A 26,819-nucleotide genomic window follows, 5' to 3' on the forward strand; every position below is an offset into this window, starting at 1 on the left:
TATCTACATAAATAAGGATAAATTATGGGAATTAAAAAACGGTATACACTTTCTGGACATGAAAATGTATACCGAATGTATTTTATAGTTTTATAAACCGTTAAGGATATTAATGTAATCTTGTCGTTGATCCACTATAGAGAGTAAGTAAATAGTTTTAGTTTCTTCTACAACTGTATAGAATATAATGATTTTATTTAAAATTAGCATACGAAAATCATTGTCTTTAAGATTTCTGATTTTAGGGGTAGTACCCATATATGGATGTAATTGAAGATTTAAAATAGCTGTTTGAATATTTTCTTTAACTTGTAGTGCCGTCTCTTTAGAGAATTGCATAGCCACATAGAGTATCTGCTGATGTAACTCTTTATTGAATTTTTCTGTATGAATACTGGTGTAAGTTTTTATGGTCATTATCTTACTCCATTTGTTCTAACATTTTATCGATGCTATTAAAGGCTTCTTCTACAGTAGTGGTTCGACCATGAATAATATCATTTTGTCCTTCAATTAGTGATGATAGTAATTCGATTTTTGCTTTTAACATATTATATGTGTTATATCCTAAGCTGACAGTATCACCGCGACCATTTACGGTAATTATGGCTGCCTCATCTTTTAGTTGTAAGGTCTTAGATATTTCAGGATACTTATTTCGTAAATCTGATGATGGACGAATTGTTTCACGTAAGATGCCCATATTTATCTCCTTATAATTTACAAGATTTCTATTCCTAATTTACATACTGTAATTATATCATTTAAACGATATAATTACAGTATGTTTTTATATTGAAGTATCAAAGTTAGTACCTCGATATAAAAATAAAAGACTATCTTTCTATTTGGGATAAGAAAAGAAAGATAGTCTTTGCATCCTATAAAAACGATGGTTTATCGTAGTGTGTACCTGGTTCACCAACACCAATGCTAGCACGGCTGAATGGTGTTTCGTCCTCAGCGTGTAAGATATCGTAGATGGCTTTTACCACAGCTTCACGTGTGACCTGTGCGTCGTTGAAGGGTTCACCTTCAGGGATGAATTCGTAATTTGTGTTTTCCATATCATTATAGAGCCAAGGGAGACGCAAAATAGTGTAGTTCAAGTTGGATTCACGCAATACATTGCGTGCTTGGCGTTCGCCTTGTACGTAGCTGATTGGTAGTCTGTCAAAGGTCCATTTTTCTAATTCTTTTGGGAACTCACCGGCAAGGCCTACGATAGATAAGCCGAGAATACGGCGTACATTTTGGCGAGAAAGGGCTTTCACAATGGCAGCCATATCACTACCAGTTTCCATTGCACTGAGGAATACGATCTCTGAATTTTTTACTGCTTCCTCTAATTTTTTAGGGTTCTGAAAGGAGCCTTCAATAACGGTTATGCGATTATGTTCCAAAATTTCTGGATGAATACGGGAGCTCAATTGACGACCATATAAAGTAATGTGCATATCTGTATATGTTAATAACGTCGCCGTTAAGCGTTGTGCGATTTGGCCCGCAGCGCCTAAGATTGTAATGTATTTATACATATAGACCTCCTATGTCCGAGCGTAAGTAATAGATTGCATTATATCACAACTATGTGACGAAAAAGTGAGAATGGTATGTATAGTGAGGTTACAATTTATTCGTTTATATAATGCTGTAAAATTTATTGTTGAATTTACATGATAATTTATCTACAATAATAATAAGACATTTGAAAAATGAGTGTTATATTACTAAAGCTTCTTGGAGGTGATAATATGCCGAATATAAAACCTATTTCAGATTTACGCAATTATTCAGAAGTGTTACGTGATGTTGCTATAGATAGTCCCGTATTCTTAACTAAAAATGGTAGAGGACGATATGCAATTATGGATATTCAAGATTATGAACGTGTGATGGCTACGATAAAACTTATGGGCGCTTTAGAGGCAGGTCGTAAATCTGGTGAAGAACAAGGATGGATTTCATCAGAGCAACTAAAGTGTGAATTGGGGATTTAATTATGGATAATCAAATTAGCTATGCACCAAAAGCCCGAGAAGATTTACTTCAAATAAAATCTTTTATAGAAGAAGAAACCGGTGATATTGAGTTAGCTAGGAAAACTGTTTCGGATATAGTGACTACGAATGATTCGTTGCGTGTTTTTCCAGAAATGGGACAGCAATTATTGATTAATCTAGGGAGTAAAATTGAATACAGATATTTACTTTGTCATAATTATTTAAGTTTTTACCGTTATTTTGACCAGACTATCTATATTGACAGAATATTAAACAGTAGACGTGATTATCTTAGAATATTATTAGATGAAGTCCATTAGTTCTTAAAAGCACTATCGTTAATAGATGGTGCTTTTTGTTATGGTTTTGATATAACACAAAATGATTTTAATAGTAACATGAAGATGCATGGATATTCTTTATGATTGAGATAAATTATGATTTAATGATATAAAAGCTAGATTTTATTTAATCTTAATTCGTAATTGAAAGAGAGAAGATATTCATTACAAAATTAATTGGAGGAAATTAATATGAAGTTTCTAGATCATTTGAATGATGCTGTAAAAGACGTAAAAGAATTAGCAAAATCTAAGGCTAGTGTTGTAAAAGACTTAACTGCTGACGCTGCACAAGAAGTAAAAGTATTGGCTAAAGAAAAAGCAAAAGATGTGAAGGCTAAATCCGCTGATGCGGCGCAAGACATCAAAGTGCTTGTAAAAGAGAAAGCAGAAGATGTTAAAGCTAAATCTGCTGATGCGGCGCAAGATATTAAAGTGCTAGTAAAAGAAAAAGCTGGAGATGTTAAGGCCAAATCTGCTGATGCAGCACATGAAGTAAATGAATTGGTAAAGGCTAAGTCTGCTGTTGTAGCAAAAGATCTTGAAGTTACCCTCAAGGAGAAGGCAGAAGAGTTAAAACAAAAGGCTAAAGAAGTAAAAGATATAACTGCTGATGCGGCTAAAGATATTACAGAAACTGTTAAAGAAAAATCCGCAGGGGCAGCCAAAGAAATTAGAGAAAAAGTTGCTGAAACAACAGAAGGTAAAGAAAAGGCTGAAGTTTCGAGTGAAGCAGTAGCAACAGAGAGTGGAGAAAAGACTGAATAGAATTTTAGATTGAATAAATCTAATCTAATCTACATTTATATATACGTATTGACTTATACTGTTTTAACTTGTAATATTATTGTACATAGAAAAATCATATATGGTTTCAAGCGGCGGCATCGTTTATTCGGTGTCGCTTTATTTTTTTAGGCGCCCTTAGGAGACTTTTTTGTGTATTGAAATCTATAAAAGTGCTATAGAGCGTTTGCCTGTAATGGTATAATACACATAACAACTAGTATTACTTGAGGTGGCATATGGATAAACAGCAATTAGCAAATAAAATTTGGGAATCAGCCAACAAATTACGCTCTAAAATCGAGGCGAATGAGTATAAAGATTATATATTAGGATTCATGTTTTATAAGTTTTTGTCTCAAAAAGAGGAAGAGTTACTACGTATACAGTATCAAATAGCAAAAGCTGAATACAAATCTGTTTTAGTAGAATCAAATGTAGAATTACGTGATGCTATTCGAAATGATTTGTACTACTTTATACCATATAATCATTTATTTTCTACATGGATTCAGGATGGAAACCAGCTTGATGTAGGTAGAGTGCAAGATGCATTAAATTCTTTTGAACGCTTATTGAATGATCAATATAACCGAATATATAAAGGTATCTTTGATACATTGCAATTAGGTTTAACTAAGTTAGGCGATAACTCTGGTGCTCAATCCAAAGCTATTCAACAATTAATCTCATTGATTGATGAAATACCAATGGATGGCTCTCAGGATTATGATGTCTTGGGATTTGTATATGAATATTTGATTTCGAATTTTGCTGCCAATGCAGGTAAAAAAGCGGGTGAATTCTATACGCCTCATGAAGTTTCTGTTTTGATGTCAGAAATTGTAGCTCATCATTTACAAGGTAGAAATGAAATTTCAATTTATGACCCTACAAGTGGATCAGGTTCCTTGTTGATTAATATTGGTAAAAGTATTGAGAAATATAGAAAAGACAAAAATAGTATTAAATACTATGCTCAAGAGCTAAAAGAGGCAACGTATAATTTGACGAGAATGAACCTTATTATGCGCAATATTCAACCATCTAATATTATGGTTAGAAATGCAGATACATTAGAAGATGATTGGCCTTATTTTGATGAAGCGGACCCTCAACAAACGTATAATCCATTATACCTAGATGCAGTCGTATCTAACCCCCCATATTCTCAACACTGGGAGCCAAAAGGAAAAGAAAATGACCCTAGATACAGTCGATTTGGGTTAGCGCCTGCTACAAAAGCCGATTATGCTTTTTTACTCCATGATTTATATCATTTAAGACCAAATGGTATTATGACAATCGTATTGCCACATGGTGTATTGTTCCGTGGGGATAGTGAAGGAGAAATTCGTAAGGCTCTTATTGATAATAATCATATTGATGCCATTATTGGTTTGCCAGCGAATATTTTCTTTGGTACAAGCATCCCAACAATCATAATGGTATTACGTCAGAAGAGAGAGAATCAGGATGTACTTGTTATTGATGCTTCAGAATATTTTGTGAAAGCCAATAAAAATAACAAGTTACAATCATCAGATATTCGCCGCATTGTAGATGCTTATTGTAAAAGAGAAACGCTTCCTGGATATTGTACAGTTGTATCTCGCGATGAGATTATAGGTAATGATTACAATTTAAATATTCCTCGCTATGTGGACACATCTAAAAATGATGAAATATATGATATATATGGTATTGTTCATGGTGGTATTCCATATAGTGAGATAGAAAAATTATCCCCGTATTGGAGTGTATTTGAAGGGCTTGATAAAGAAATCTTTAAACAAGGGCAAGATGGATACTATTCATTGGTAGAGGGGGATGTTGCTAAGATTGTATATGATTATCCTGCTGTAAATAAATTTACAGACTCCTTGGGATCAAAGATTAATCAGTATATAGAATATGTCTCACAGTCAGTTATTGATGATTTTAAAGTTGGAATGGATGAAACTGTTTGGCACATATTGTCAGCTGAGTTATTTGAACAATTTTCTAATATACCATTAATCGATACCTATGATATCTATCAAATTATGAGTGATAATTGGTCTAAAATTACATTAGATATCGATAAAATGGGACATAATGGTAAAGCCTTGGTTGCTTCTGTAGAACCAAATATGGTAATGAAAAAGAAAAATAATAAACAAGTAGAGGTTCAAGAGGGGTGGAAAGGGGCTATTGTTCCTTTTGGATTAGTGCAAGAATTATATTTGCAGAATGAACTTTCAAATCTAACACATATAGAGAATGAACTTGAAGCGATTAAAGAGCGAATCGCTGAACTTGCTGAAGCTGTACCAATGGACTATCAAGATATGGAATTCCTGAATGATGATAGAACTGGGTTCGTGAAGACGCCATTAAACGCAGCCGTTAAGGTTTATAAGGATGAACCAGAATTATATCCATTGTTAAAGGCCGTTAAAGATTTATATGCTGAAGAAACAAAACTGAAAAAATGTCAGAAGGTGGCTGTTGCTGAGTTAGCAGATGCGACAAAATATTGTATAGAAAATCTTACTGATGAACAAATCGATGCATTGCTATATCAACATTGGATTGTGCCAGCAATAAATGAACTAAAAGCGTATTCCACAAAGACTGTTAATGATTTTATTCAATGTTTAAGTGCTTTGGCCAATAAATATGGAACTTCACTACAAATAATAGATAATGACATTAGAGTCGTAGAGCAAGAGTTGATTACATCATTACGTGAGTTAGAAGCTAATGACGATATGGGGATATCCTCCTTATTAGAATTGTTAGGAGCAAAATGATGAATACTAATAAAAAAACTCCTAAATTACGATTTAAAGGCTTTACTGATGATTGGGAACAGCGTAAGTTGGGTAGTATTGGTTCAACATATACCGGATTATCAGGTAAAACGAAAGAAGATTTTGGGCATGGTGAGGCACAATATATTACATATTTAAATGTATTTCAAAATACAGTTTCTGATGTAGCTATGACTGATAAGGTAGAAATAGATACAACACAAAATGAGGTTAAATATGGAGATGTATTATTTACTACCTCATCCGAAACACCAGAAGAAGTTGGCATGTCCTCGGTATGGCTTGGACATACGCCTAATATTTATTTAAATAGCTTTTGTTTTGGTTTTAGACCTAATCAAAAAATTAATCCATATTTTTTAGGATATTCATTACGTGCGCCATATATGCGAGACAAGATCAAAATACTTGCTCAAGGTATATCACGGTATAATATTTCAAAAAATAAAGTTATGGAACTTGAGATAAGTTTGCCAAATAATGAGGAACAAAGCTTGTTAGGAAACTTCTTAAGGAATATTGATTTGGGTATTACCCTTCATCAGCGTAAGCTTGAAAAACTTAAATTAGCTAAAAAAGCGTTATTGCAAAAATTATTCCCTAAAAATGGAAGTCAATTTCCTGAAATTAGATTTAAAGATTTTACTGATGCTTGGGAACAGCGTAAGTTATCAGATATATCTACGAAAGTTACAACCAAAAATGTAGATGTCCATTATACAGAAACATTAACTAATTCTGCTGAACAAGGCATTATTAGCCAGGTTGACTTCTTTGATAAAGAAATTTCAAATAAGGATAATATTAATGGATATTATATAGTTGAGAACAATGACTTTATTTATAATCCGAGAATCTCGACATTAGCACCTGTAGGTCCAATCAATCGCAATAAGTTGAATCGCACTGGTATAATGTCTCCTTTATATACTGTTTTTAGAGCATCTAAAGTAGATTTAGGTTTTTTAGAATGGTATTTTCAATCAAACCATTGGCATCGTTATATGAAACTAAATGGTGATAGTGGTGCTAGAGCTGATCGTATAGCAATAAAAGATTCTACATTCTTTGAAATGCCAATAAAAACTCCAGTTAATATAAAAGAACAAGTATTTATTGGAGAGACATTAGAAAAGTTTAATCAATATATTACCCTTCATCAGCGTAAGTTGGATCATCTTATATCAATAAAAAAAGGTTTACTCCAACAGTTATTTGTGTAGATGTAATAGATTAGGTGAAATATGATTTTTACAAAAGAAGCTGATTTTGAATCAGCCCTTATTCAGCAATTATCTAATCATGGATGGGAAGCAGAGTGTATTGAATATCCTACAGAAGAGGCACTAGTAAAGAATTGGGCGGATATTATTTACAAAAATAACTGCTCCCCTGATAAACTGGATAAATACCCGTTGACGGATAGTGAGATGAATCAAATCTTAATGCAAATTAAGATGTTGAAAAGTCCTGCCATGATAAATGATTGGATAAATGGCAAAGTTGTTACTATTAAACGTGATAATTCAGATGATACGATGCATTTGGGGAAAAATGTATCACTTAAAATTTTTGATCGCAATGAAATTGCTTCTGGCCAAAGTGTTTATCAAATAGCGCGTCAACCTCAATTTAAAGGACTTAATGATGTTTCTAGAGATAGACGTGGAGACGTTATGTTGCTAATTAATGGAATGCCTGTTATTCATATTGAATTGAAACGTTCGGGCGTTCCGGTTGATTTCGCAATTAATCAAATTGATTTATATAATCGTCGAGGTATGTTCTCAGGGTTATTTTCCTTAATACAAATTTTTGTAGCTATGACCCCAGAAGAAACGGTATACTTTGCTAATCCTGGAACTGGAGAGGCCTTAAAATCGGAATTTCAATTTCATTGGGCTGATGTAAACAATGAAATTATAGGCGATTGGACTCATATTGCAGGAACATTATTAGCAATCCCTTTGGCGCATGAATTATTAGGGTTTTATACAATTCCAGATAGTTCTGATGGTATTCTTAAAGTGATGCGTAGCTATCAATATTATGCAGCAAGTCGTATTGCAGATATAGTTAGTAAAGCTGATTGGGGATATACTAGTCCTTTAGGTGGGTATATTTGGCATACAACAGGATCTGGTAAAACCATGACATCGTTTAAAACAGCGCAGATTATTGCGAGTGTAGGCGATGCTGATAAAATCGTGTTTCTTGTGGATCGTGTTGAATTAGGAACACAGTCTTTGCAGGCGTACCAAGGGTTTGCCGACTCTGCCACATCTGTGGAAGGTACAGAAAGTGGTACTATATTACTGGAAAAACTAGATAGCATTGAACCAAAGGATATGATTATTGTTTCTTCTATTCAAAAGATGAATCAATTATCTAAAGATGATACACGCGATGACATGTTAAACCGTGTTAAGGGAAAACGGTTGGTTTTTATTTTTGATGAATGTCATCGTAATACCTTTGGCGATATGTTGCGAGCGATTAAGGACACATTCCCTCATGCCTTATTATTTGGTTTTACAGGTACGCCAATTTTTAAAGATAATGCAAAGAAAACATTAGCGACTGCCGATTTATTTGGTGATGAATTGCATCGGTATAGCATTTCTGATGGTATTCGAGATAAAAATGTGTTAGGTTTTGATATTACATCAGTGCCAACATATACTGATGACGATTTACGTAATGCCGTTGCATTACGTGAGGTTGGTGCAAATACTATTAGTGATGTTATGGAATCTCCAGAAAAACGAGAAAGGTATTACCATTTTATACATGATGTACCTATGGTTCGAGATTATGACCGTGGATATACAAGAGGTATTGAAGATTATATAGAAAATGGGCATTATGATAATGATCCCCATCGTATAGCCGTAATTAAAGATATTCATAATAAATGGTTAGTACAAAGCTATAAAGGATTATTCCACGGCATTTTAGCAACCCATAGTATATCTGAAGCCATCTCTTATTATCGATTGTTTAGACGTTATGCATCTAATTTAAAAGTGGTCGCCCTATTTGATCCTACCGTAGATGGTGAAATGGACCCTGCAACAGCGGTTATTAAAGATGAGGCGTTGGAAGAAATCTTAGCGGATTATAATAGATATTTTAATCAAAAATTTACAGTATCAAATTATGCCTCATTTAAACGAGACGTCTGTACTAGACTTGCACATAAATTACAATATCGTTCTAATGATGTAGAGAATGATACAGATCAATATATTGATATTGTAATTGTCGTTAAACAATTACTGACAGGCTTTGATTCAAAATATGTAAATACACTATATGTTGACAAAATTATGGCTTATGAAGAGATAGTACAAGCTTTCTCTCGTACAAACCGTCTATATGGTCCAGAAAAACCATTTGGTAGTATTAGATACTATCGCAAGATACATACTATGTCTCGTAATATTCAAGATGCTTTCAGATTATATTCTGGAGCGGTGCCCGAAGGATTGTATGCAGATAAAAAAGATCAGAATATTCGCAAAATGAATGTTATAGTCGAGGATATTTCAGATTTATTTATAGCAGAAGACATAGAATACTATTCAAAACTACCAGATAACATAGCGAGTCGGCATAAATTTGGACGCTTATTCTATCAATTACGTATATTAATGGAAGCTATTCGGCTACAGATGTTTACGTGGCAAAAGAATATTGATGAAAAACTAGGACTAAATTTAGATGAGGAAACGTATAATACATTAGCAGCTCGATATGGAGAGTTGTTTAGTTCTAGTACATCGGATGGTAAAACTAATCCATTGATTCCTTTTGATTTAACTGCCAAAGCTCATAAGCAGGAGTCGATTCGTATTGATGCTGACTATATGAATAAAAACTTTGAAAAGTATATCAGAGCATATAATATTGATGACTCTGATAAGACATTAATTGATCAGTTAAGAATGATGCTTCATAAAAGTTTTGCTCAACTGTCTCAAGAGGAACAACGTGCTGCTAGACAAATATTAGTTGATATAGAACATAAGCGGTTAGTATTTGACGAGAATAAGACATTGACTGATTATATCAATGATTATATAAATGTCGATTGGAATGCTAAGATACAGCATTGTATTAACTTGTTGGGGGTCGATGAAGCTAAGTTGAGGGCTTTGTTAAATGCTCATGTTAATGAAGCTAACATTGATGAATATGGACGATTTAATGAATTGATTTCCACTGTAGACATCGAGCGAGCTAAACAAAATTTAGGAATTGTAGATCAACCTCATTGGAAATGTATTATTAAAATTAAAAATATACTTAGAGAGTTTGTTATTTATAATAAGCTTGATGGTTATAAATCGTAAATTTGCTTTTCCGTATATTATAAAAATAGCAGGATTACCCCCTGCTATTTTTTATTATGTTCTAAACTTTCACAATACCCATATAAATGTTAAAATAGACAGTATATATTCTATTGAAGAAAAGAGGGTATTATGGAACGAATAAAGGATCTCGTGTACACTCATGATCAGGGTGGACAGTTTAGATGGGTAACGGTGAGCACCTTAATGCTCGCGTTAGGTACAATTTTGCACTTGGTGAGTCCTAGTTTTGCAGGAATTACGCCAAACTGGATGATTGCAGCGTATTGCGTAGCGATTTTGCTGACAAAGCCAAGCATCTCCCAAACATTGGGCATTGGTTTAGTAGCGGCCTTGATTGAGGTGTTGACATCAAAATCTGGTTTCCCATATGGTAACTTGATTTCAGAACCTGCTGGTGCATTGATGGTAACGCTTATTGCTCGCACTATGGCTACTATGAAAATTAGCAAAATTGGTTCTTTCGAAATCACGCCAATCGTAACAGCTTTTTTAAGTACTGTTGTATCTGGTGGTATTTTTATTACTCTTTTGTGGCAAATTGCAGGCTTGCCTAACAATGTATATCTCTTTGTGATTTGGCCAGCCGTACTCGCCGTAGCTGCTGTTAATGCGGCCATTACACCGATTTTATACATTCCAGCTCAAAAGATGTTTGCTAAACGCGGTATGTTGCCTACCGGTAATGCAGAATCTAGTAATCATAGTCATTTGGTGATCAATCCTGAACGAGAAGCGAAGATTTCCATTGAGCATATGAACTATTACCATCCTAAGGCGACTACGCCTACATTAAAGAACATCAACCTTGATGTACATGATGGAGATTTCTTAGTTATTACTGGTCCTGCCGGTTGTGGTAAAAGTACACTTTGCATGGCCATGGTTGGGGCGGTGCCTAAATTCTACGGCGGTCGCTTGGAAGGCATGGTCTTTGTAGATGGCAAAGCTACTACTCAAATGGATATTCCAGATTTAGCAAACCATATTGGCGTCGTTCTTGCTGATTACGATACGCAACTCGTAACGATGACTGTTCGTGAAGAAGTGGCCTTTGCTATGGAAAACCGCGGTTATGACCGTGATGTTATTGAGGCTCGTTGTGCAGAGGTGTTTAAGCAAGTTGGCATTGAGGGTTTAGAAGACCGTAAGATTACGAGCTTGTCCGGTGGTCAACGTCAACGTTTGGCAATTGCCTCTGTATTAGCTACTAATCCATCTGTTCTCGTTCTTGATGAACCGACTAGCTCTCTCGACCCAGAGGGGACAGCTGAATTATACCGCCTCGTTGGTGATTTGAACCGCAATCACGGTATTACCGTTGTGGTTATCGACCATGATTTACACGCTGTATTGCCATATGCGAATCGCATGGCCCTTATGGTAGACGGTGAAGTCGTATGCGATAGCGATGTGGCGACTACGTTGGGCTATATGTATGATCATAATATTTATGTGGATGCATTGCCATCTGTGTTTACTACGTATATGGAGCTTGAAAAAGCAGGGTACCACAGTGATGCTCCTTGGCTCAGCATCGAGTCCGCTATTGAGGGCCTTCATCAAATCGAGATGGCTAAGGCTATTGAACGTTCTCGTTATGATGAGCCGAACCATACAATTGCTTATGGTGAAAGCATAACTCAAGATACTAATAATGTAGGTGAAAGTACAGGAGGTGGCGCACATGCTTAAGGTAGAAAACTTGCGATTTGGCTATGTGCCTACCGTAGATATTTTTAGAGATGTAAACTTTACCATTCATGAAGGCGAGTTTATTGCTATTGGTGGTAAGAATGGTTGTGGTAAAACTACTATTACACGCTTGTTAGTAGGCCTTGAAAAGGCTGCTGAAGGTCGTATCCGTTATAATGGCAAGGACATTACATCTATGCCAGCGTCTAAACGTGGTCAATTCATTGGCTATGTATTCCAACAGCCAGATCGACAAATGTTTAGACCTACTGTAGCTACAGAGGTGGCGTTTGGTCCTGAATCCTTGGGCCGCACAAAAGCAGAGGTTGAACGCATTGTAGATGAGGCGTTAGAGCGTTGTGGTATTAGTCATTTGCGTGAAGAATATCCACCGACATTGCGCCGTGGTGAAAAGCAGCGCGTTGCTATTGCGTCTGCATTGGCGATGCAATCTAGAATTCTTATCTTAGATGAACCGACTAGTGGTCAAGATGGTAAGGAAACGAAAGAATTACTAGCATTGCTTCGTCAATTAAACAGCGAAGGCTTAACAATTCTTTTGATTACACATGATATGGAAATCATGGCAGCTGAATGTTCTCGTGCTATTATCATGGGCCATCGTACGGTCGCCTTTGATGGTACACCAGAAACTTTATTTTCAAAATCTACCGATGAATTATATGACTTAGGTCTTACAAAACCGCCGAGCGTGGAACTTTCACAAGCGGTACCGGGACTAGGCTATTGCAAATCGATGGATGAATTACGGACGCGCCTTATTGCGCAGTTAGCAGAGTAGGAGGGAATCATGGAACGATTAGTACCATTAACAAAAATTTTGATGTCCCTCGCTGTATCTGTGTGGGCTATCTTGCTACGCGACTGGATGTCATTGATGGCGTTAGTTGTAGTAGAACTAGTAGCACTCTTGCTAACAGGTTTGTTGTGGAAACAATATAAGGCCGTATTTGCATTGACTGTGTTCGCCGTATTCTTAGGCGTAGTTCAATATTTAGGCAGTGGCGATATCGTATCTGCAGCAGTAGCAGGCCTTCGTATGTTAGCGATGACCCTCGTATTTATCGCTTTGTTGGCCACTACAAAATTACAAGATTTAACGGCAGCCCTCGTAACGCAATGCAAAATTCCTTATGAATATGCATTTATGTTTACCGCAGCACTTCGCTTTGTACCGGATTTCATTGGTGAAAGCAAGGCTGTTCAAGAGGCACAATCTTGTCGTGGGCTTTCCCTTGAAGGTAATATCTTTAAACGGATGAAGTCTTATGCCTCTGTTATCCAGCCGTTGCTTTTAAAATCCTTAGGCCGCTCTGAAACGATGGCATTGTCCTTGGAACTTAGAGGCTTTGGCAGCAAAAACCATAGCTTTGCTGCATCTGTAGGTCTTAAATTATTGGACTACTTGGTTATAGTAGCATTAGTGATAGTTACGCTTATTTTGTTTGGCGTATTATAGAGAGATATAATTGACTATCTTTTATTGCTAGTTAGTGTTATATATTTATGATATACTACGGATAGGTAGTAAAGCGTACGAAATTACCTACAATATAACAAAAAAAAGGACGAGTTGCAGCTCGTCCTTTTTCTTGCTTATTTTTTGTCTTATTCTGTAACCAATAGTTGTCGGTAGTTACAACTGAGGTTGCTTTCATAAACTGTTTTAGAGGAATACGTATGAGTGAATTAGTCATTCAATCAATCACAAAAAATGATATATCTGCTTGTTTAGCCATATATAATTACGAGGTCATACATGGTGTAGCCACCTTAGACCTCGAACTACGCACATTAGAAGAGTGGCATGAATGGTATAATGCTCACAGCGATGAGCATCATCCTATCATTGTAGGCACCATTGATGATGTAGTGGTAGGCTATGCATCGCTTTCACCATATCGATTAAAAGATGCTTTTAAAAGTACTGTAGAATTATCCATATATATTCACCAAGATTACTGTGGTCAAGGTGTGGCAACACAGTTGATGGAACATATTTTAGAGATGGCCAAAGCAGATACGATGATTCATAATGTAGTATCTGTTATTACTGCAGGCAATGAGGGGAGCACGAAATTACACAATCGATTTGGCTTTACCTATTGTGGGCTTACCCCTGAAGTGGGTTTTAAACATGGTAAATATCAGGATACCGAAACTTACGCATTATTGGTATAATAATAGATATTAAATCATTCATATGTCCGTGGGGTTGCGGATTATATGTTCCACATAGATAGGGGTTAGGTAGTTATGATAAATATGAAAGCAGAACGGCAGTTCATAGGCAATAGTACGTATCGTAGCCGATTGGTAGATGGTCATTTTCATACTGAATTATGTCCACATGGTAGCGGTGATAGAACGGCATTGATGATTGAAAAAGCCATTGAATTGCGCATCGAAAAGGTGTGTTTAACAGAGCATGCTCCGTTACCAAAGGCCTTTGAGGCTGAGTATGGCGGTGATAAGATTGCCTATGATACGGCGTCTCTTAAACTCAATCAGGTGGATTCTTATCTTGAATTGGGGCGAGAATTACAACGTGCCTATGGCACACATATCGATATTTCATTAGGTTTTGAGGTAGATTATATTCCTGGCTTTGAAAGTGATATCCAAGACTTTCTTGATCGCTATGGTCCATTAACAGATGATAATATACTGTCTGTTCACTTTATGGATGGTGTAGGTGGAAAATACTACTGTGTTGATTATAATACAGATGAATTTGCAAAGGGCTTTGCCCCTTGGATGTTTAACCAAAGTGAACTGTACTATAAATACTTTAGTATCATTCGCCAAGCGGTACGTGCTGATTTAGGTACCTATACGCCTAAGCGGATTGGTCATTTTGATCTGATCAAGAAATACCAACATCACTTTGGCTTTGCCCATCATTTGGATAAGCGAAATGCACAACTCGTGAGCGATATATTACATATTATGCGCGTTCAAGGTCGTGAGTTAGACTATAATATGAGCGGGTTCTTTAAACCGGACTGCGGTGAAATGTATCCAAGTCGCTTTATCCAAGGCATGGCCGCTATTATTGGGGTTCCCTTTGTATTGGGCTCCGATGCACATAGTGTGGCGGATGTAGCAAAGGTTTGGGATTAGATATAATACTCCTCTATTGACAATTCTATAGAGGAGTATTATTATAGTTTTATGCTTTAGCGTGATAAAGTGATAAAACCCAAAAGAGTCTATATATTTAAAATAGTAATATTAGGATAGTTAATAGAAAGGATGATCCTTATGGTACAAAAACAGTTGCCTACAGGTTTTCGGGATGATATAGGGACTGTAGCGGAGCGCAAGGATGATGTGAGTCAATATTTGCTCGGTCTTTGTCGCAATCGTCAATACACAAAAATCTCTACACCTCTTGTAGAATATAAAGATGTGTTCAATGGTTATACATTAGGCAGTGGTCAACATATGTACGAATTCTTTGGTAGTTCTGATGCATCTGTGGTCATCCGTCCCGATTTGACTATGCCTATCGGTCGCTTCCTAGCTACAACGAATATTGAATTGCCTCGTAAGTTCTACTATCTTGGTGATGTGTTGATGAAAAATAAACAGCACCGCGGTGATATCAACCAAGTTACACAAGGTGGTATCGAAATGGTAGGGTACGAAGGTATTGAGGCCGAACTCGAATGTTTTAATATCATCAAAGAGGTAAACGAGTCCCAGCTAAATAATACATTGTTGTTAGAGATTGGTGATGCTCGTTTTTCTCGCGCCATTACAGATGCACTAGGATTGACTGATGGTGAAAGAACAGATTTGCTAGATGCATTATTCACAAAATATTTGCCACGATATAATGAATTGATCAGCGAATTTAAAAATAATGCGCTCTATCCATTCCTTACGATTTGGCCGCGTTTATTCGGTACTGTAAATGACATCAAAAATGAGCTCACTCAAGTCATCTTGCCGGCTGGGGCACAACGTATTTTAGATAGTCTTATGGATTTAGCCGGTCAAATCGAGGCTACAGGACAACAGGTTCGCATTGATGTTTCTACAGAGCCGCTTCAATCCTACTATACAGGCCTTACCTTCAGAGGTTATGTAGATGGCGTATCTCAATATATCGTCAGCGGTGGTCGCTATGATGGTTTACTATCTGGCTTTGATGGAACGCCAATGCCGTCTGTGGGGATGGCTTTCAACATTGATGTCCTTACAGAGGTTCTTGTACAAGGTGAAAGCAATACAAAGGACAATGGCAAATTGCGTATTGCCTTGACGAAGGGCCGTGTGGAAAAGGATTTCATTCCTCTCTTGGAATCGTGTGGTGTAGATTGTGAGCCGCTACGCAACAAAGCTCGTAAGTTGATTATTCCATTAGGTGATAGCATCGAGGTTATTCTTGCGAAAGGTCCTGATGTAACGACCTATTTGAATAATGGTGTTGTTGATTTAGGCATCGTCGGTAGTGATGTACTAGATGAACAAGATAATACATCTTATGAAATGTTGGATTTGAAAACGGGGCAATGTCAATTTATATTGGCCTCCTTAGAGGGCTATGACCCTAAGGAAGGTAGACGTCATCGGATTGGTACTAAATATCCAACCGTTACAAAGCAATATTTTGGTTCTCAAGACGTAGAAATCATCAAAATTGAAGGCTCCGTTGAATTGGCGCCCCTCGTAGGCCTTGCTGATGCCATCGTAGATATTACAGAAACAGGCACAACCCTTCGAGAAAATAATCTTAAAATTTATGATTGGCTCCAACCAATCTCTACGCGGTTAGTGGCGAATCCATTGGCATTAAAACAAAAGAGAAATACGATTTTTGCTTTAATTGACCAATTACAAGCGGCTATCGATAAGAAATAAATGTACTGTATCGATAAGAAATATATATACTATATCGAGAAAGAAATAGAAATATACTCTATCGTGATATGATGAGAAACGTTTACAATATAAGTATAGACATACATAGTTTGAAATGAGGACATACGATGAAAATTTACAAAGAATCTCTTGATGCAATGCTTGGCATTGTCCGTCAATATACACAACAAACAACAGATATGGAAATCGAGCGCCGTGTATACGATATCATTGAAAATGTACGCACCAATGGAGATGCTGCGCTACGTGAGTATTCTGAACAATTTGATGGTGTAAAGCTAGATAATTTCAAGGTGGATCAATCCATTATTGATGAGGCATGGGATAATTTGCCAGAAGATTTAAAACACGCTTTATTGGTAGCAAAGAAAAATATTACTGAATTCCACAGCCGTGAAATAGAACAAGGCTTTGTAGATATGGATACACCGGGCATTACACGTGGTCAAAAGGTAACGCCATTGGCACGTGTGGGCCTCTATGTTCCGGGCGGTACAGCAGCATATCCATCTACGATTATGATGACTGCGTTGCCGGCAAAAATCGCAGGGGTTAAGGAAATCGTTATGGTAACACCTCCTCAAAAGGATGGCATTAACCCTGCTGTATTAGGCGCTGCAAAACTTGCTGGTGTTGATGCGGTATACCAAGTGGGTGGTGCTCAAGGTGTAGCAGCTCTTGCATATGGTACGAAACAAATTCCTAAGGTAGATAAAATCGTAGGCCCTGGCAATATTTATGTAGCTACTGCAAAACGCCAAGTATTTGGTCAAGTAGATATCGACATGATTGCAGGTCCTAGTGAAATCGGCATCATCGCGGATGATAGTGCCAACCCTGTTCACTTAGCCGCGGATTTATTGTCCCAAGCAGAACATGATCCACGAGCTCGTGCCATTATGGTTACAAATAGTGAAAAACTAGCACAACTCGTATCTGATGAGGTGGAACGTCAACTTTCACAATTACCTCGTGAAAGCATTGCTCGTCCAGCTATCGAAAACAATAGCTATATTGCTGTTATGGATAGCGTAGAAGCTATGTTTGCCGTGATGAACGAAGTGGCGCCAGAACATTTGGAAATTCAATTACCGGACCCTATGGAATATATGAGTATGGTAGAAAATGCCGGTTCCGTATTCCTTGGCAGATATGCCTCTGAACCATTGGGCGACTATGTAGGCGGTACAAATCACGTATTACCTACGAGTGGTACTGCAAAATTCTCGTCCCCACTTGGTGTGTACGATTTCGTAAAACGCATTTCTTTTACCCAATTCAGTCGTGAACGTTTGCAAGAGGTGGCGAAGGATATTACTACCTTGGCACGTACAGAAGGCCTTGAAGCACATGCTCGTGCTATCGAGGTGCGTTTCGAAGATTAGTTGTGTGGATGGAGTAAACCTTTATAGGTGCTCTTAGGTAATAAAGAGGATAGTATGATGAGAACAAATCGGTCTGCTACGGTAACTCGTAAGACGGGCGAAACAGATATTACAATTACACTTACTTTAGATGGCAATCAAGAGATTCAGGTTGATACAGGCATCGGTTTCCTTGACCATATGCTCCATTTGTTGGCAAAGCATGGCCGTTTTGGTCTTGCTGTAAAAGCCGTAGGCGATACGTACGTGGATGCGCATCATACGGTAGAGGATATTGCATTGACCTTAGGGCAAGCATTGACACAGGCTCTAGGTGATAAGGCGGGTATCGAGCGTTATGGCGACGCATGGGTGCCTATGGATGAAGCGTTGACACAGGTTGTTATCGACCTTAGTGGCCGTCCATACCTCGTGTTTAATGGCGAGTTTACGACTCCTGTATTGGGTGGTAATTTTGAAACAGAATTGGTAGAGGATTTCTTCCAAGCCTTGGCTGTGAGTGGTGCCATGAACTTACATGTGCGCAACGAATATGGTCGCAATACGCATCATATTATTGAAAGCATGTTTAAGGCTACGGGCCGTGCGTTACGTAAGGCGGTTACCATTAATCCAGATATTCAAGGTGTTAACTCTACAAAGGGCATGATTTAATAGGAGCCTTGTAGATTGTGAAAACAAAGCCTTATGATTGTTGCAAGGTTCGTAAATAAAGGAGATTCTATGATTTTTCCAGCTATAGATTTACAAGATGGTCGCAGCGTTCGCCTTTACAAAGGTGACTTTGCGAAGGAAACCATCATCAATCCAGATCCAGTAGACCAAGCATCACAATACGAATCTGCTGGTGTTGGCGCTTTGCATCTCGTCGACTTAGATGGGGCAAAGGCGGGAAAACCAGTCAATGTAGATATCGTCAAAAATGTACGTGCTGCATTTACAGGAATTCTAGAAATAGGTGGCGGTATTCGCGATAAAGCGGCCGTAGACTTATATTTAGAAATGGGCGTAAACCGTGTAATCCTCGGTTCCGTAGCCCTTAAAAATCCAGAGCTGACAAAAGAGGTTATTGCTGAATATGGTGCAGAGCGCATCGTTATCGGCGTAGATGGTAAGAATGGTAAGGTTGCCGCTGAAGGTTGGCTCGACCAATCTGATGTGCCTATGACCGCGCTTATCGGTGCAATGGTGGCCGCAGGAGCGAAGTATTTTATCGTTACCGATGTGGATCGAGATGGTACCATGCAAGGGGCTAATGAAGCATTGCTTGGTTCTTTGCAAGACCAATTTCCAACCGCTCGCATCGTTGCCTCAGGCGGTGTCCGCCATTTAGAAGATATTAAGAACCTTGAAAAATGCGGTGTTGTAGACAGCATCGTAGGCAAAGCATTATACGAAGGTACTATTACATTGGAGGAAATTGCTGCATTTAATAAGGAGAATCCATCATGTTAGCAAAACGGATTATTCCTTGTTTGGATGTAGATAATGGGCGCGTTAAAAAGGGTGTCAACTTTGTAAACCTCGTCGATGTAGGTAGTCCTGTAGATATTTCTGCTACCTATGAGGAACAGGGGGCCGATGAGCTCGTATTCCTAGATATTACGGCAACCGTAGACAGACGCACGACGATGCGTGATGTGGTGACAGATATTTCAAAACACGTATTCATGCCTCTCACCGTAGGTGGTGGTATTAAAACCGTAGATGATATGAGCGCATTGCTGAAAGCAGGTGCCGACAAGGTGTCTCTTAATTCAGCCGCTTTAGCACGACCAGAACTCATCAGTGAAGGTGCTCAAAAGTTTGGTAATCAATGCATGGTTGTTGCTATTGATGTAAAGACGGATCCAGAGACTGGTACATGGTATGTGTACACCCATGGAGGGCGCAATCGTAGTGATTGGGAAGCCCTAGCGTGGGCTAAAGAAGCGGTGAGCCGTGGCGCTGGTGAGCTATTGGTGACAAGCATGGATAAGGATGGCACCAAATCTGGCTTTGACATCAAATTATACAAGGCCTTGGAAGAGGTCGTAGATGTACCGATTATCGCCTCCGGTGGAGCTGGTACGGTACAGCATTTTATCGATGTTTTTACCGAGACCGGCGTTACGGGTGCATTAGCAGCATCTATATTCCATTTTGGTGAAATCAGTATTCCCGACTTGAAATCACAACTTAAAGCAGCCGGTATTGCTGTTAGATAGATTAGGAGATTGTAGTATACATGAAACCAGATTTTAATAAGGGTGGTGGCTTGCTGCCAACCGTTGTGCAAGATAGTATAACTAAAGAAGTACTTATGGTGGCGTGGATGAACGAAGAGAGCTTTCACAAAACGTTAGAAACCAAGGAAACTTGGTTCTGGTCCCGTTCTCGTCAGGAGTTATGGCACAAGGGCGGTACTAGCGGCAATGTACAACATGTTGTAGATATGAAGCTCGACTGTGATGGAGATACATTGCTTGTACTCGTTAAAGCAGAAGGTCCAGCGTGTCATACGGGGGCTGTGAGCTGCTTTTTCAATGATGTAGAAGCCTAGGCATATAAAAGAAGCGATATATTTGTTATATGATGTGAAGTGGCGCAAAGGCGTTAGCTTTCACAAAGGAGAATAGATATGGCCCATGAACAAACATTAGAGGAATTATACGCCATCATTAAAGGGCGTAAAGAAACGCCGAAAGAAGGATCCTATACGAATTATTTATTCGATAAAGGGCTCGACAAAATCTTGAAAAAGGTGGGCGAAGAAGCGACAGAGGTTGTCATCGCTGCAAAAAATGAAGACACTCAAGAGCTGGTGTACGAAACGGCGGATGTATTGTATCATTTGCTCGTATTATTGGTGGAAAAGGGCGTTCCTTATGAAGCGATTTTAGAAGAGTTGGCAAGCCGCGAGGGCGTGGTGAGTAAAACCGCGGAGCGCAAAGCGATTACAGATTTGTAAGGAGTATAGTATGAAGAAGATTATTGGCCAATTAAAGCCCTATGTGCCTGAGGAGCCTGCAGAGTCTGTAAAGGCACGCCTAGGCGTAGATCGTCTTGTGCGATTGTCTGCCAATGAGAATCCTTATGGTACATCGCCAAAGGTGCGTGAGGCAGTGCTTGATTATGTAGTTAACAATGATGCTAACTTATATCCAGATGGTAATGCATCAGCTTTGCGGGCTAAATTGGCAAACTATTGGAATGTAGAGGAAAATCAACTGGTTATCGGCGTCGGCCTTGATGAGGTGATTTCCATGGTAAATAAAACCTTTATCAACACAGGCGACTCCATTGTTATCAGTGTGCCCGCTTTTTCTGAGTACGGCCTTAATGGTCTTGTGGAAGGTGCTGTAATTCGCGAAGTACCTTGTATCGAAGCAACCGGTCAGTATGATTTCGGTGCTATGCGTAAGGCCGTAGATGATACAACACGCATCGTATGGATTTGTAATCCTAATAATCCAACAGGTACCTATGAATCTGTTGAAGATATTCGTAAATTCATAGGTACATTGCCAGATAATGTGTTAGTTATCATCGACGAAGCATACATAGATTTTGTAACCTCTGTTGAGGTGCCTACCGCACGAGTGTTGCTTGATGAATTTCCTAATGTATGTATCATGCGCACCTTCTCTAAGGCTTATGGTCTTGCGAACTACCGCGTAGGCTATATGATGAGTAGCGCTGAATTAGCGAATTATATTCAAACAATCCGATTGCCATATAATTTGAATACCTTGTCCCAAGTGGCTGCAGAGGCGGCGTTTGAGGACCAAGAATTCTTGCGCGCTACGGTTAGAAAAAATGCGGTAGAACGCGATTTATGGGAACAGACCTTAGATGAGGTAAAAGCGACTTACTATAAGAGTGGTGCTAACTTTATCTTTATGTCCGTACCCAATGCGGAGGTTCTCGCTGATGAGTGGCTAGCTAAGGGCTATCAAGTGCGACGTGGACAACGAGAAAATTGGCTTCGTGTAACATTGCCACCTGCAGACGATGGTGCTATTATGCGCTCTCTTTTGAAAGACTATATGGCACGCCAATAATATAGATCGATTATATAGCGATGTATATTATGATTTTTATAGGCGTAAAAGAAAGGATATCACTATGATTGCCATAATTGATTATGATGCTGGTAATACGTTTAATGTACAAAAAGCATTACAACATATCGGACTTGATGCGGTGTTGACTGCTGACCGTGACACCATATTAGCGGCTGATGGTGTGATTCTACCTGGTGTGGGCGCCTATGCATCGGCTATTTCCGTCCTTCGTGAACGAGGTCTTATCGAGGTCATTCACGAGGTGGTAGACCGTAATATACCTTTACTTGGCATTTGCCTCGGCATGCAGCTCTTGTTTGATGAATCTGAGGAATACGGTCCAACCCCGGGATTAGGTATTATTCCAGGTACTGTGAAAGCTATTCCCAGTAATTTAGGCCTACGCGTTCCTCATATGGGGTGGAATCAAAATACATTATGTCGTAAAGACAGCGTTTTTTCTGATGTGGCTGATAAATATACATACTTTGTGCACTCTTATTATGTGGACACCGATTCTCAATATATTACAACAACAGCCGATTATGGCATTCAAGTGCCCGGTATTGTAGAGAAGGGCAATGTGTATGGCATGCAGTTTCATCCTGAAAAAAGCGGTAATGTAGGGCTTGATTTGTTGCGTACGTTTGGAAATATCATATTAAAAAAAATAAAATAGTCTTCGATATATGCTTTTAACGAATAATGAGTATCTAGAATGAGAAAGTGTAAATTGACATATCCTTGTTTAGTTATACAATAAGATTGTAAGTACTCATCAATTTATAAGCTACAGTGGCATTGGAGACCTAGCTTTATTAGAAATATTTATTCGGCACCTCCGATGTCATGTACATTGGAGGTGTCTTTATGGTTATGAATGGTATTTACTTTGTTATAGCCTCCGCGTGTATTCTGATTTTAGCATACCGCTTTTATGGGGCTTTCATAGCTGCGAAGGTATTGACGTTGGACCAGTATCGTCCTACACCGGCTATGACACACAATGATGGTCACGATTATGTGCCAACAAACAAATGGGTTACCTTTGGTCATCACTTTGCTGCTATTGCTGGCGCAGGGCCATTGGTAGGTCCAGTTATCGCCGCACAGTTTGGTTATTTACCTGGCGCATTATGGATTCTAATTGGTTCCGTAGTAGCAGGTGCTGTGCACGATATGGTTATTCTATTTGCATCAGTTCGGTATGATGGTAAATCCATCGCGGATATTGCCCGTGAAGAAATCAGTAAACTCGCTGGCTTTGGTGCTATGCTTGCTACCTTGTTCCTATTAGTTATCACCCTCGCTGGTATGGCCGTAGTAGTAGCTAACGCATTGCATAACTCTCCTTGGGGGTTCTTCTCCGTATTCGCTACCATTCCAATTGCTATTTTTATTGGTATTTATTTGAAATGGTTGCGCCCTGGTAAAATCCAAGAGGCTACAATCATCGGTGTAGCATTAATCTTTGCCGCTATTATTTATGGTCCAAACGTAGCAGCTAGTGAATATGCACACTGGTTCACCTATGATTTGCAAACCATTGAAATTATGCTTGCCGTGTATGGTTTCTTTGCTGCAGCATTACCAGTATGGTTATTGCTTGCTCCTCGTGACTATTTGTCTACATACCTTAAAATCGGTACAATCGGCGCCTTGGCGCTTGGCATTATCGTTGTAATGCCTGAAATCCAAATGCCAGCTGTTACTCCATATATCTGGGGTGGCGGTCCTGTATTGAAAGGGTCTGTATTCCCTTACATCTTCATTACGATTGCATGTGGTGCTTTATCTGGTTTCCATACAGTAATTGCTACAGGTACAACACCTAAAATGCTTACTAATGAAAGAGAAATCTTGCCTATCGGTTATGGTGCGATGTTAACAGAAGGCTTCATCGCTATGATGGCGTTGATCGCAGCGACTGCATTGCATCCAGATGATTACTTTGCTATTAACTCCACAGTTGAATCCTTCAAGGCATTAGGACTTCAAGTTCATGAATTGCCAGCATTGTCCGCAATGGTTGGGGAAGACTTGATGCACCGTCCTGGTGGCGCCGTATCCCTTGCAGTAGGTATGGCTCATATCTTCTCTAGATTGCCTAACATGGATCACTTGATGGGTTACTGGTATCACTTCTGTATTATGTTCGAAGCATTGTTCATCATGACTTTGATTGATGCTGGTACTCGCGTAGGTCGTTACTTACTTCAAGAATTATTAGGTCATTTCCATCCTAAATTCAACGACCAACATTGGGTTCCTGGTGTATATGGTTGTGCAGCTTTGATTTGTATCTTGTGGGGCTACTTAGTTCTACAAGGTAACATCGGTATTATCTGGCCTCTATTCGGCGTATCTAACCAATTATTAGGTACTATGACATTGGCTGTAAGTACTACTGTTATCATGCGACTTGGCCGTAAACGCTATGCGTGGGTTACAGGTGTTCCATGTATCCTAATGGCTATCGTTGCTATCGCTGCAGACTATGAAAATGTATTCTTCAGCTACATTCCTGCTGGTAAATGGATTCTAGTAGCATTTAGTGCTGCTATGTTCCTCATGATTCTTATCGTATTAATCGAAGCTATACGCAGCTGGATTCGCTTGTCTAATATTCCTCAAGACTATCGCAGTCAAGCAGAAATTGAGGCTGAAAGCCTTGTAAAATACGGTAAAGGCGTAAAAGCATAAATCTGATTTGCTATACTAAACGAAAGCGCACTCACATTGGTGGGTGCGTTTTTTGTTTGTAAATCTATAGTATGATTGGTTTTGTAAAATTTAATGCTATAATAAACGTATGACTAGACGAATTCGCTCGTATTGGAGCAAATATATACAACTATATAAGCGAGGTATATTAGGCATCATTACGTTTATTGGCATTACAGTAATCATTATATCTATATTAGCCACTGTTGCTAGTCGCGGTATGGGGGTCATTTTTAATGAGGTAATAGCACGTCAGACGATGATGAAAGGGTCCGTTACTGTTGCTAGTTTAACTGCAACCCCATGGGGGACTATATCCTTTGAAGATTTACAGTGGAACGATGAAGAGGGGCATCAGTTGATGTCTGTTCCATCAGGTAAGATACGCGTTAATATGTGGGATGTGATTACCCGTAATTTTAAAGCGTCTGCTATTCGCGGTATAGAATTAAATGATGCGGTTATTGTAGTAGATTTGGATGATGATAATCGAGTTGATTTTGTGCCAGCATCCCCTGATGTTAATAAGCCTTTAACTGAGGTAGCTCAATGGCCTAAAGCACCTAAGAAAACGACGTTAGAACGTCAAGAGGAACTTGGCAAAAAGGTGCGTAACTTTAACTGGAACGGTCAACATATCGATGCCATTGTTAAGCTTTCAAACTGCCAATTGGAAATATTCCAAAAGAATCGACATTATGTGATGAACGATGTTAATGCGCGGTTTGATATTGATACAAAGAGTGCCATTCGCGTAGACATGAAAACAGGCAAATTCGGTGGTACAGCCATTGGCGATGGTCTTACCTTAGAAGGGCGTATTGATTTAAAGGACGTGCTAAAGGATCGTATGCCTACGCTAAATATGAATCTAAACATATATGGCGTAGATCCTGCATCACTTGGTTTTGGTGATAGTATTCACGATAAGATGACCTTGCTTACACGAGTAAATGATGATTTTAACAGACCATTTGCCTCTGGTCGGGTTACGATGCCGATTCTTAAAATTCCAGCGTTAACCTTTGAAAATGTAGTAGGCGATGTGATGTACCAAGATGGCATCTTGAAATTTCAAGATGTGTACGCCAATGTATTTGGAGGCAAACTAAAAGCAGAAGGTATATATAATCTAGATACTCGTGCCTATGAGTTGACGGGTGTAGCCACAGATGTAGATAGTAGTATCGCCTTGAAAATACCGGACTTTGCCGTTCCTGTCTCGGCCAATCTTAATTTTTCTAGCAAGGGTCAGCCAAAGGATATGGTCGTATGGGGCGATTTTACATCTGGTGCAGGCCGGTATATTTTAATCCCTATACAGTCGATTACAGGGCGCTTTCACAATCAAGGACGACATTTATCCTTTGCAGATGTAAAGGTACATACGTCGATATCTACAATTTCTACGAATGCATTACATATTGATAATGGGGAATTAACACTGGGGCCGTTGAATATTACATCCAATGGGGGAAGTAATTTTGCCATTTACGATGAGGATGCCTTTGATGAATTAGGTAATACAATGAATCGCATCAAAAATGATATGACTCAAGTCGGTCAAAATATGAAACGTGTTACAGACAATACGAAATCGATACATCAAGTAGAGTTAAGACCGCCGAGTGATACAAAAGACGTCTTGAATGATGCAAAGGAATCGATTAATGGCATATCAGACAGTTTAAAAGTCATTAAGATACGATGAAGTTTAAAATTTTTCATACGCTATT

25 protein-coding genes are annotated in these 26,819 nt (G+C 38.6%); 22 read left to right on the forward strand and 3 right to left on the reverse strand.

Annotated elements, in window-relative coordinates:
• Nucleotides 1–90: 90 nt before the first annotated feature.
• The 3 genes from VEI_RS00870 to VEI_RS00880 form a co-directional block, all read right to left on the reverse strand.
• Entirely contained in the window at nt 91–417 is a 327-nt protein-coding gene (locus tag VEI_RS00870) for a type II toxin-antitoxin system RelE/ParE family toxin (protein ID WP_059361315.1), read from the reverse strand.
• Between the two features lie 4 nt (nt 418–421).
• Nucleotides 422–703: a type II toxin-antitoxin system Phd/YefM family antitoxin gene (locus VEI_RS00875; protein ID WP_059361318.1), complete on the reverse strand. Its 282-nt coding sequence runs from the start codon at nt 701–703 to the stop codon at nt 422–424.
• Between the two features lie 178 nt (nt 704–881).
• The gene (locus tag VEI_RS00880; protein ID WP_059361320.1) at nt 882–1,538 is read right to left on the reverse strand and encodes an NAD(P)H-binding protein; all 657 of its coding nucleotides are present in this window, start codon (nt 1,536–1,538) and stop codon (nt 882–884) included.
• Between the two features lie 216 nt (nt 1,539–1,754).
• Between VEI_RS00880 and VEI_RS00885 the strand changes: the two genes are divergently transcribed.
• The 22 genes from VEI_RS00885 to VEI_RS00990 all read left to right on the forward strand — a co-directional run bounded on the left by VEI_RS00885 (nt 1,755) and on the right by VEI_RS00990 (nt 26,794).
• Nucleotides 1,755–2,000: a type II toxin-antitoxin system prevent-host-death family antitoxin gene (locus tag VEI_RS00885; RefSeq protein WP_059361321.1), complete on the forward strand. Its 246-nt coding sequence runs from the start codon at nt 1,755–1,757 to the stop codon at nt 1,998–2,000.
• A gap of 2 nt (nt 2,001–2,002) precedes the next feature.
• Nucleotides 2,003–2,323 carry a type II toxin-antitoxin system RelE/ParE family toxin gene (locus tag VEI_RS00890; RefSeq protein WP_059361323.1) on the forward strand — a complete coding sequence of 107 codons (321 nt, stop codon included), beginning with the start codon at nt 2,003–2,005 and terminating at the stop codon, nt 2,321–2,323.
• A gap of 213 nt (nt 2,324–2,536) precedes the next feature.
• Nucleotides 2,537–3,112: a hypothetical protein gene (locus VEI_RS00895; RefSeq protein ID WP_059361325.1), complete on the forward strand. Its 576-nt coding sequence runs from the start codon at nt 2,537–2,539 to the stop codon at nt 3,110–3,112.
• Between the two features lie 257 nt (nt 3,113–3,369).
• A complete protein-coding gene (locus VEI_RS00900) occupies nt 3,370–5,925 on the forward strand; it encodes a type I restriction-modification system subunit M (protein ID WP_059361327.1) in 2,556 nt (851 codons plus the stop codon).
• Entirely contained in the window at nt 5,925–7,169 is a 1,245-nt protein-coding gene (locus tag VEI_RS00905; protein ID WP_059361329.1) for a restriction endonuclease subunit S, read from the forward strand. Before VEI_RS00900 ends, VEI_RS00905 begins: the two co-directional genes overlap by 1 nt.
• 21 nt (nt 7,170–7,190) lie before the next feature.
• Nucleotides 7,191–10,301: a type I restriction endonuclease subunit R gene (locus VEI_RS00910; protein ID WP_059361331.1), complete on the forward strand. Its 3,111-nt coding sequence runs from the start codon at nt 7,191–7,193 to the stop codon at nt 10,299–10,301.
• A gap of 132 nt (nt 10,302–10,433) precedes the next feature.
• A complete protein-coding gene (locus tag VEI_RS00915; RefSeq protein WP_059361332.1) occupies nt 10,434–12,017 on the forward strand; it encodes a tryptophan transporter in 1,584 nt (527 codons plus the stop codon).
• Nucleotides 12,010–12,819 carry an energy-coupling factor ABC transporter ATP-binding protein gene (locus VEI_RS00920; RefSeq protein ID WP_059361334.1) on the forward strand — a complete coding sequence of 270 codons (810 nt, stop codon included), beginning with the start codon at nt 12,010–12,012 and terminating at the stop codon, nt 12,817–12,819. Before VEI_RS00915 ends, VEI_RS00920 begins: the two co-directional genes overlap by 8 nt.
• 9 nt (nt 12,820–12,828) lie before the next feature.
• Nucleotides 12,829–13,497 carry an energy-coupling factor transporter transmembrane component T family protein gene (locus VEI_RS00925; protein ID WP_059361336.1) on the forward strand — a complete coding sequence of 223 codons (669 nt, stop codon included), beginning with the start codon at nt 12,829–12,831 and terminating at the stop codon, nt 13,495–13,497.
• A 221-nt stretch (nt 13,498–13,718) separates the two neighbouring features.
• Nucleotides 13,719–14,219 (forward strand): GNAT family N-acetyltransferase, encoded by a 501-nt coding sequence (locus tag VEI_RS00930; protein WP_059361338.1) that lies wholly within the window; start codon nt 13,719–13,721, stop codon nt 14,217–14,219.
• Nucleotides 14,220–14,294: 75 nt separating this feature from the next.
• The gene (hisJ, locus tag VEI_RS00935; protein WP_082161440.1) at nt 14,295–15,161 is read left to right on the forward strand and encodes a histidinol-phosphatase HisJ; all 867 of its coding nucleotides are present in this window, start codon (nt 14,295–14,297) and stop codon (nt 15,159–15,161) included.
• Between the two features lie 141 nt (nt 15,162–15,302).
• On the forward strand, nt 15,303–16,907 hold the full coding sequence (gene hisG, locus VEI_RS00940) for an ATP phosphoribosyltransferase (RefSeq protein ID WP_059361340.1): 1,605 nt from the start codon (nt 15,303–15,305) through the stop codon (nt 16,905–16,907).
• A gap of 128 nt (nt 16,908–17,035) precedes the next feature.
• Nucleotides 17,036–18,313: a histidinol dehydrogenase gene (gene hisD, locus VEI_RS00945; protein WP_059361342.1), complete on the forward strand. Its 1,278-nt coding sequence runs from the start codon at nt 17,036–17,038 to the stop codon at nt 18,311–18,313.
• 54 nt (nt 18,314–18,367) lie between these two features.
• Nucleotides 18,368–18,967 (forward strand): imidazoleglycerol-phosphate dehydratase HisB, encoded by a 600-nt coding sequence (gene hisB / locus VEI_RS00950; protein ID WP_059361344.1) that lies wholly within the window; start codon nt 18,368–18,370, stop codon nt 18,965–18,967.
• Nucleotides 18,968–19,036: 69 nt separating this feature from the next.
• A complete protein-coding gene (gene hisA / locus VEI_RS00955) occupies nt 19,037–19,768 on the forward strand; it encodes a 1-(5-phosphoribosyl)-5-[(5-phosphoribosylamino)methylideneamino]imidazole-4-carboxamide isomerase (RefSeq protein ID WP_059361346.1) in 732 nt (243 codons plus the stop codon).
• A complete protein-coding gene (hisF, locus tag VEI_RS00960; protein WP_059361348.1) occupies nt 19,762–20,520 on the forward strand; it encodes an imidazole glycerol phosphate synthase subunit HisF in 759 nt (252 codons plus the stop codon). The genes hisA and hisF overlap by 7 nt, the downstream gene beginning before the upstream one ends.
• 20 nt (nt 20,521–20,540) lie before the next feature.
• Nucleotides 20,541–20,855 carry a phosphoribosyl-AMP cyclohydrolase gene (hisI, locus tag VEI_RS00965; RefSeq protein ID WP_059361350.1) on the forward strand — a complete coding sequence of 105 codons (315 nt, stop codon included), beginning with the start codon at nt 20,541–20,543 and terminating at the stop codon, nt 20,853–20,855.
• Between the two features lie 78 nt (nt 20,856–20,933).
• Nucleotides 20,934–21,263 carry a phosphoribosyl-ATP diphosphatase gene (gene hisE / locus VEI_RS00970; protein WP_059361352.1) on the forward strand — a complete coding sequence of 110 codons (330 nt, stop codon included), beginning with the start codon at nt 20,934–20,936 and terminating at the stop codon, nt 21,261–21,263.
• 10 nt (nt 21,264–21,273) lie between these two features.
• On the forward strand, nt 21,274–22,356 hold the full coding sequence (gene hisC / locus VEI_RS00975; protein ID WP_059361354.1) for a histidinol-phosphate transaminase: 1,083 nt from the start codon (nt 21,274–21,276) through the stop codon (nt 22,354–22,356).
• Nucleotides 22,357–22,420: 64 nt separating this feature from the next.
• Nucleotides 22,421–23,038: an imidazole glycerol phosphate synthase subunit HisH gene (gene hisH / locus VEI_RS00980; protein ID WP_059361357.1), complete on the forward strand. Its 618-nt coding sequence runs from the start codon at nt 22,421–22,423 to the stop codon at nt 23,036–23,038.
• Nucleotides 23,039–23,229: 191 nt separating this feature from the next.
• Nucleotides 23,230–25,062, forward strand: a complete 1,833-nt coding sequence (locus VEI_RS00985) for a carbon starvation CstA family protein (protein ID WP_082161441.1) — start codon at nt 23,230–23,232, stop codon at nt 25,060–25,062.
• A 109-nt stretch (nt 25,063–25,171) separates the two neighbouring features.
• Nucleotides 25,172–26,794 carry a translocation/assembly module TamB domain-containing protein gene (locus tag VEI_RS00990; RefSeq protein ID WP_059361359.1) on the forward strand — a complete coding sequence of 541 codons (1,623 nt, stop codon included), beginning with the start codon at nt 25,172–25,174 and terminating at the stop codon, nt 26,792–26,794.
• Nucleotides 26,795–26,819: the final 25 nt, after the last annotated feature.

Source organism: Veillonella tobetsuensis, assembly GCF_001078375.1.
GTDB classification, from domain to species: domain Bacteria; phylum Bacillota; class Negativicutes; order Veillonellales; family Veillonellaceae; genus Veillonella; species Veillonella tobetsuensis.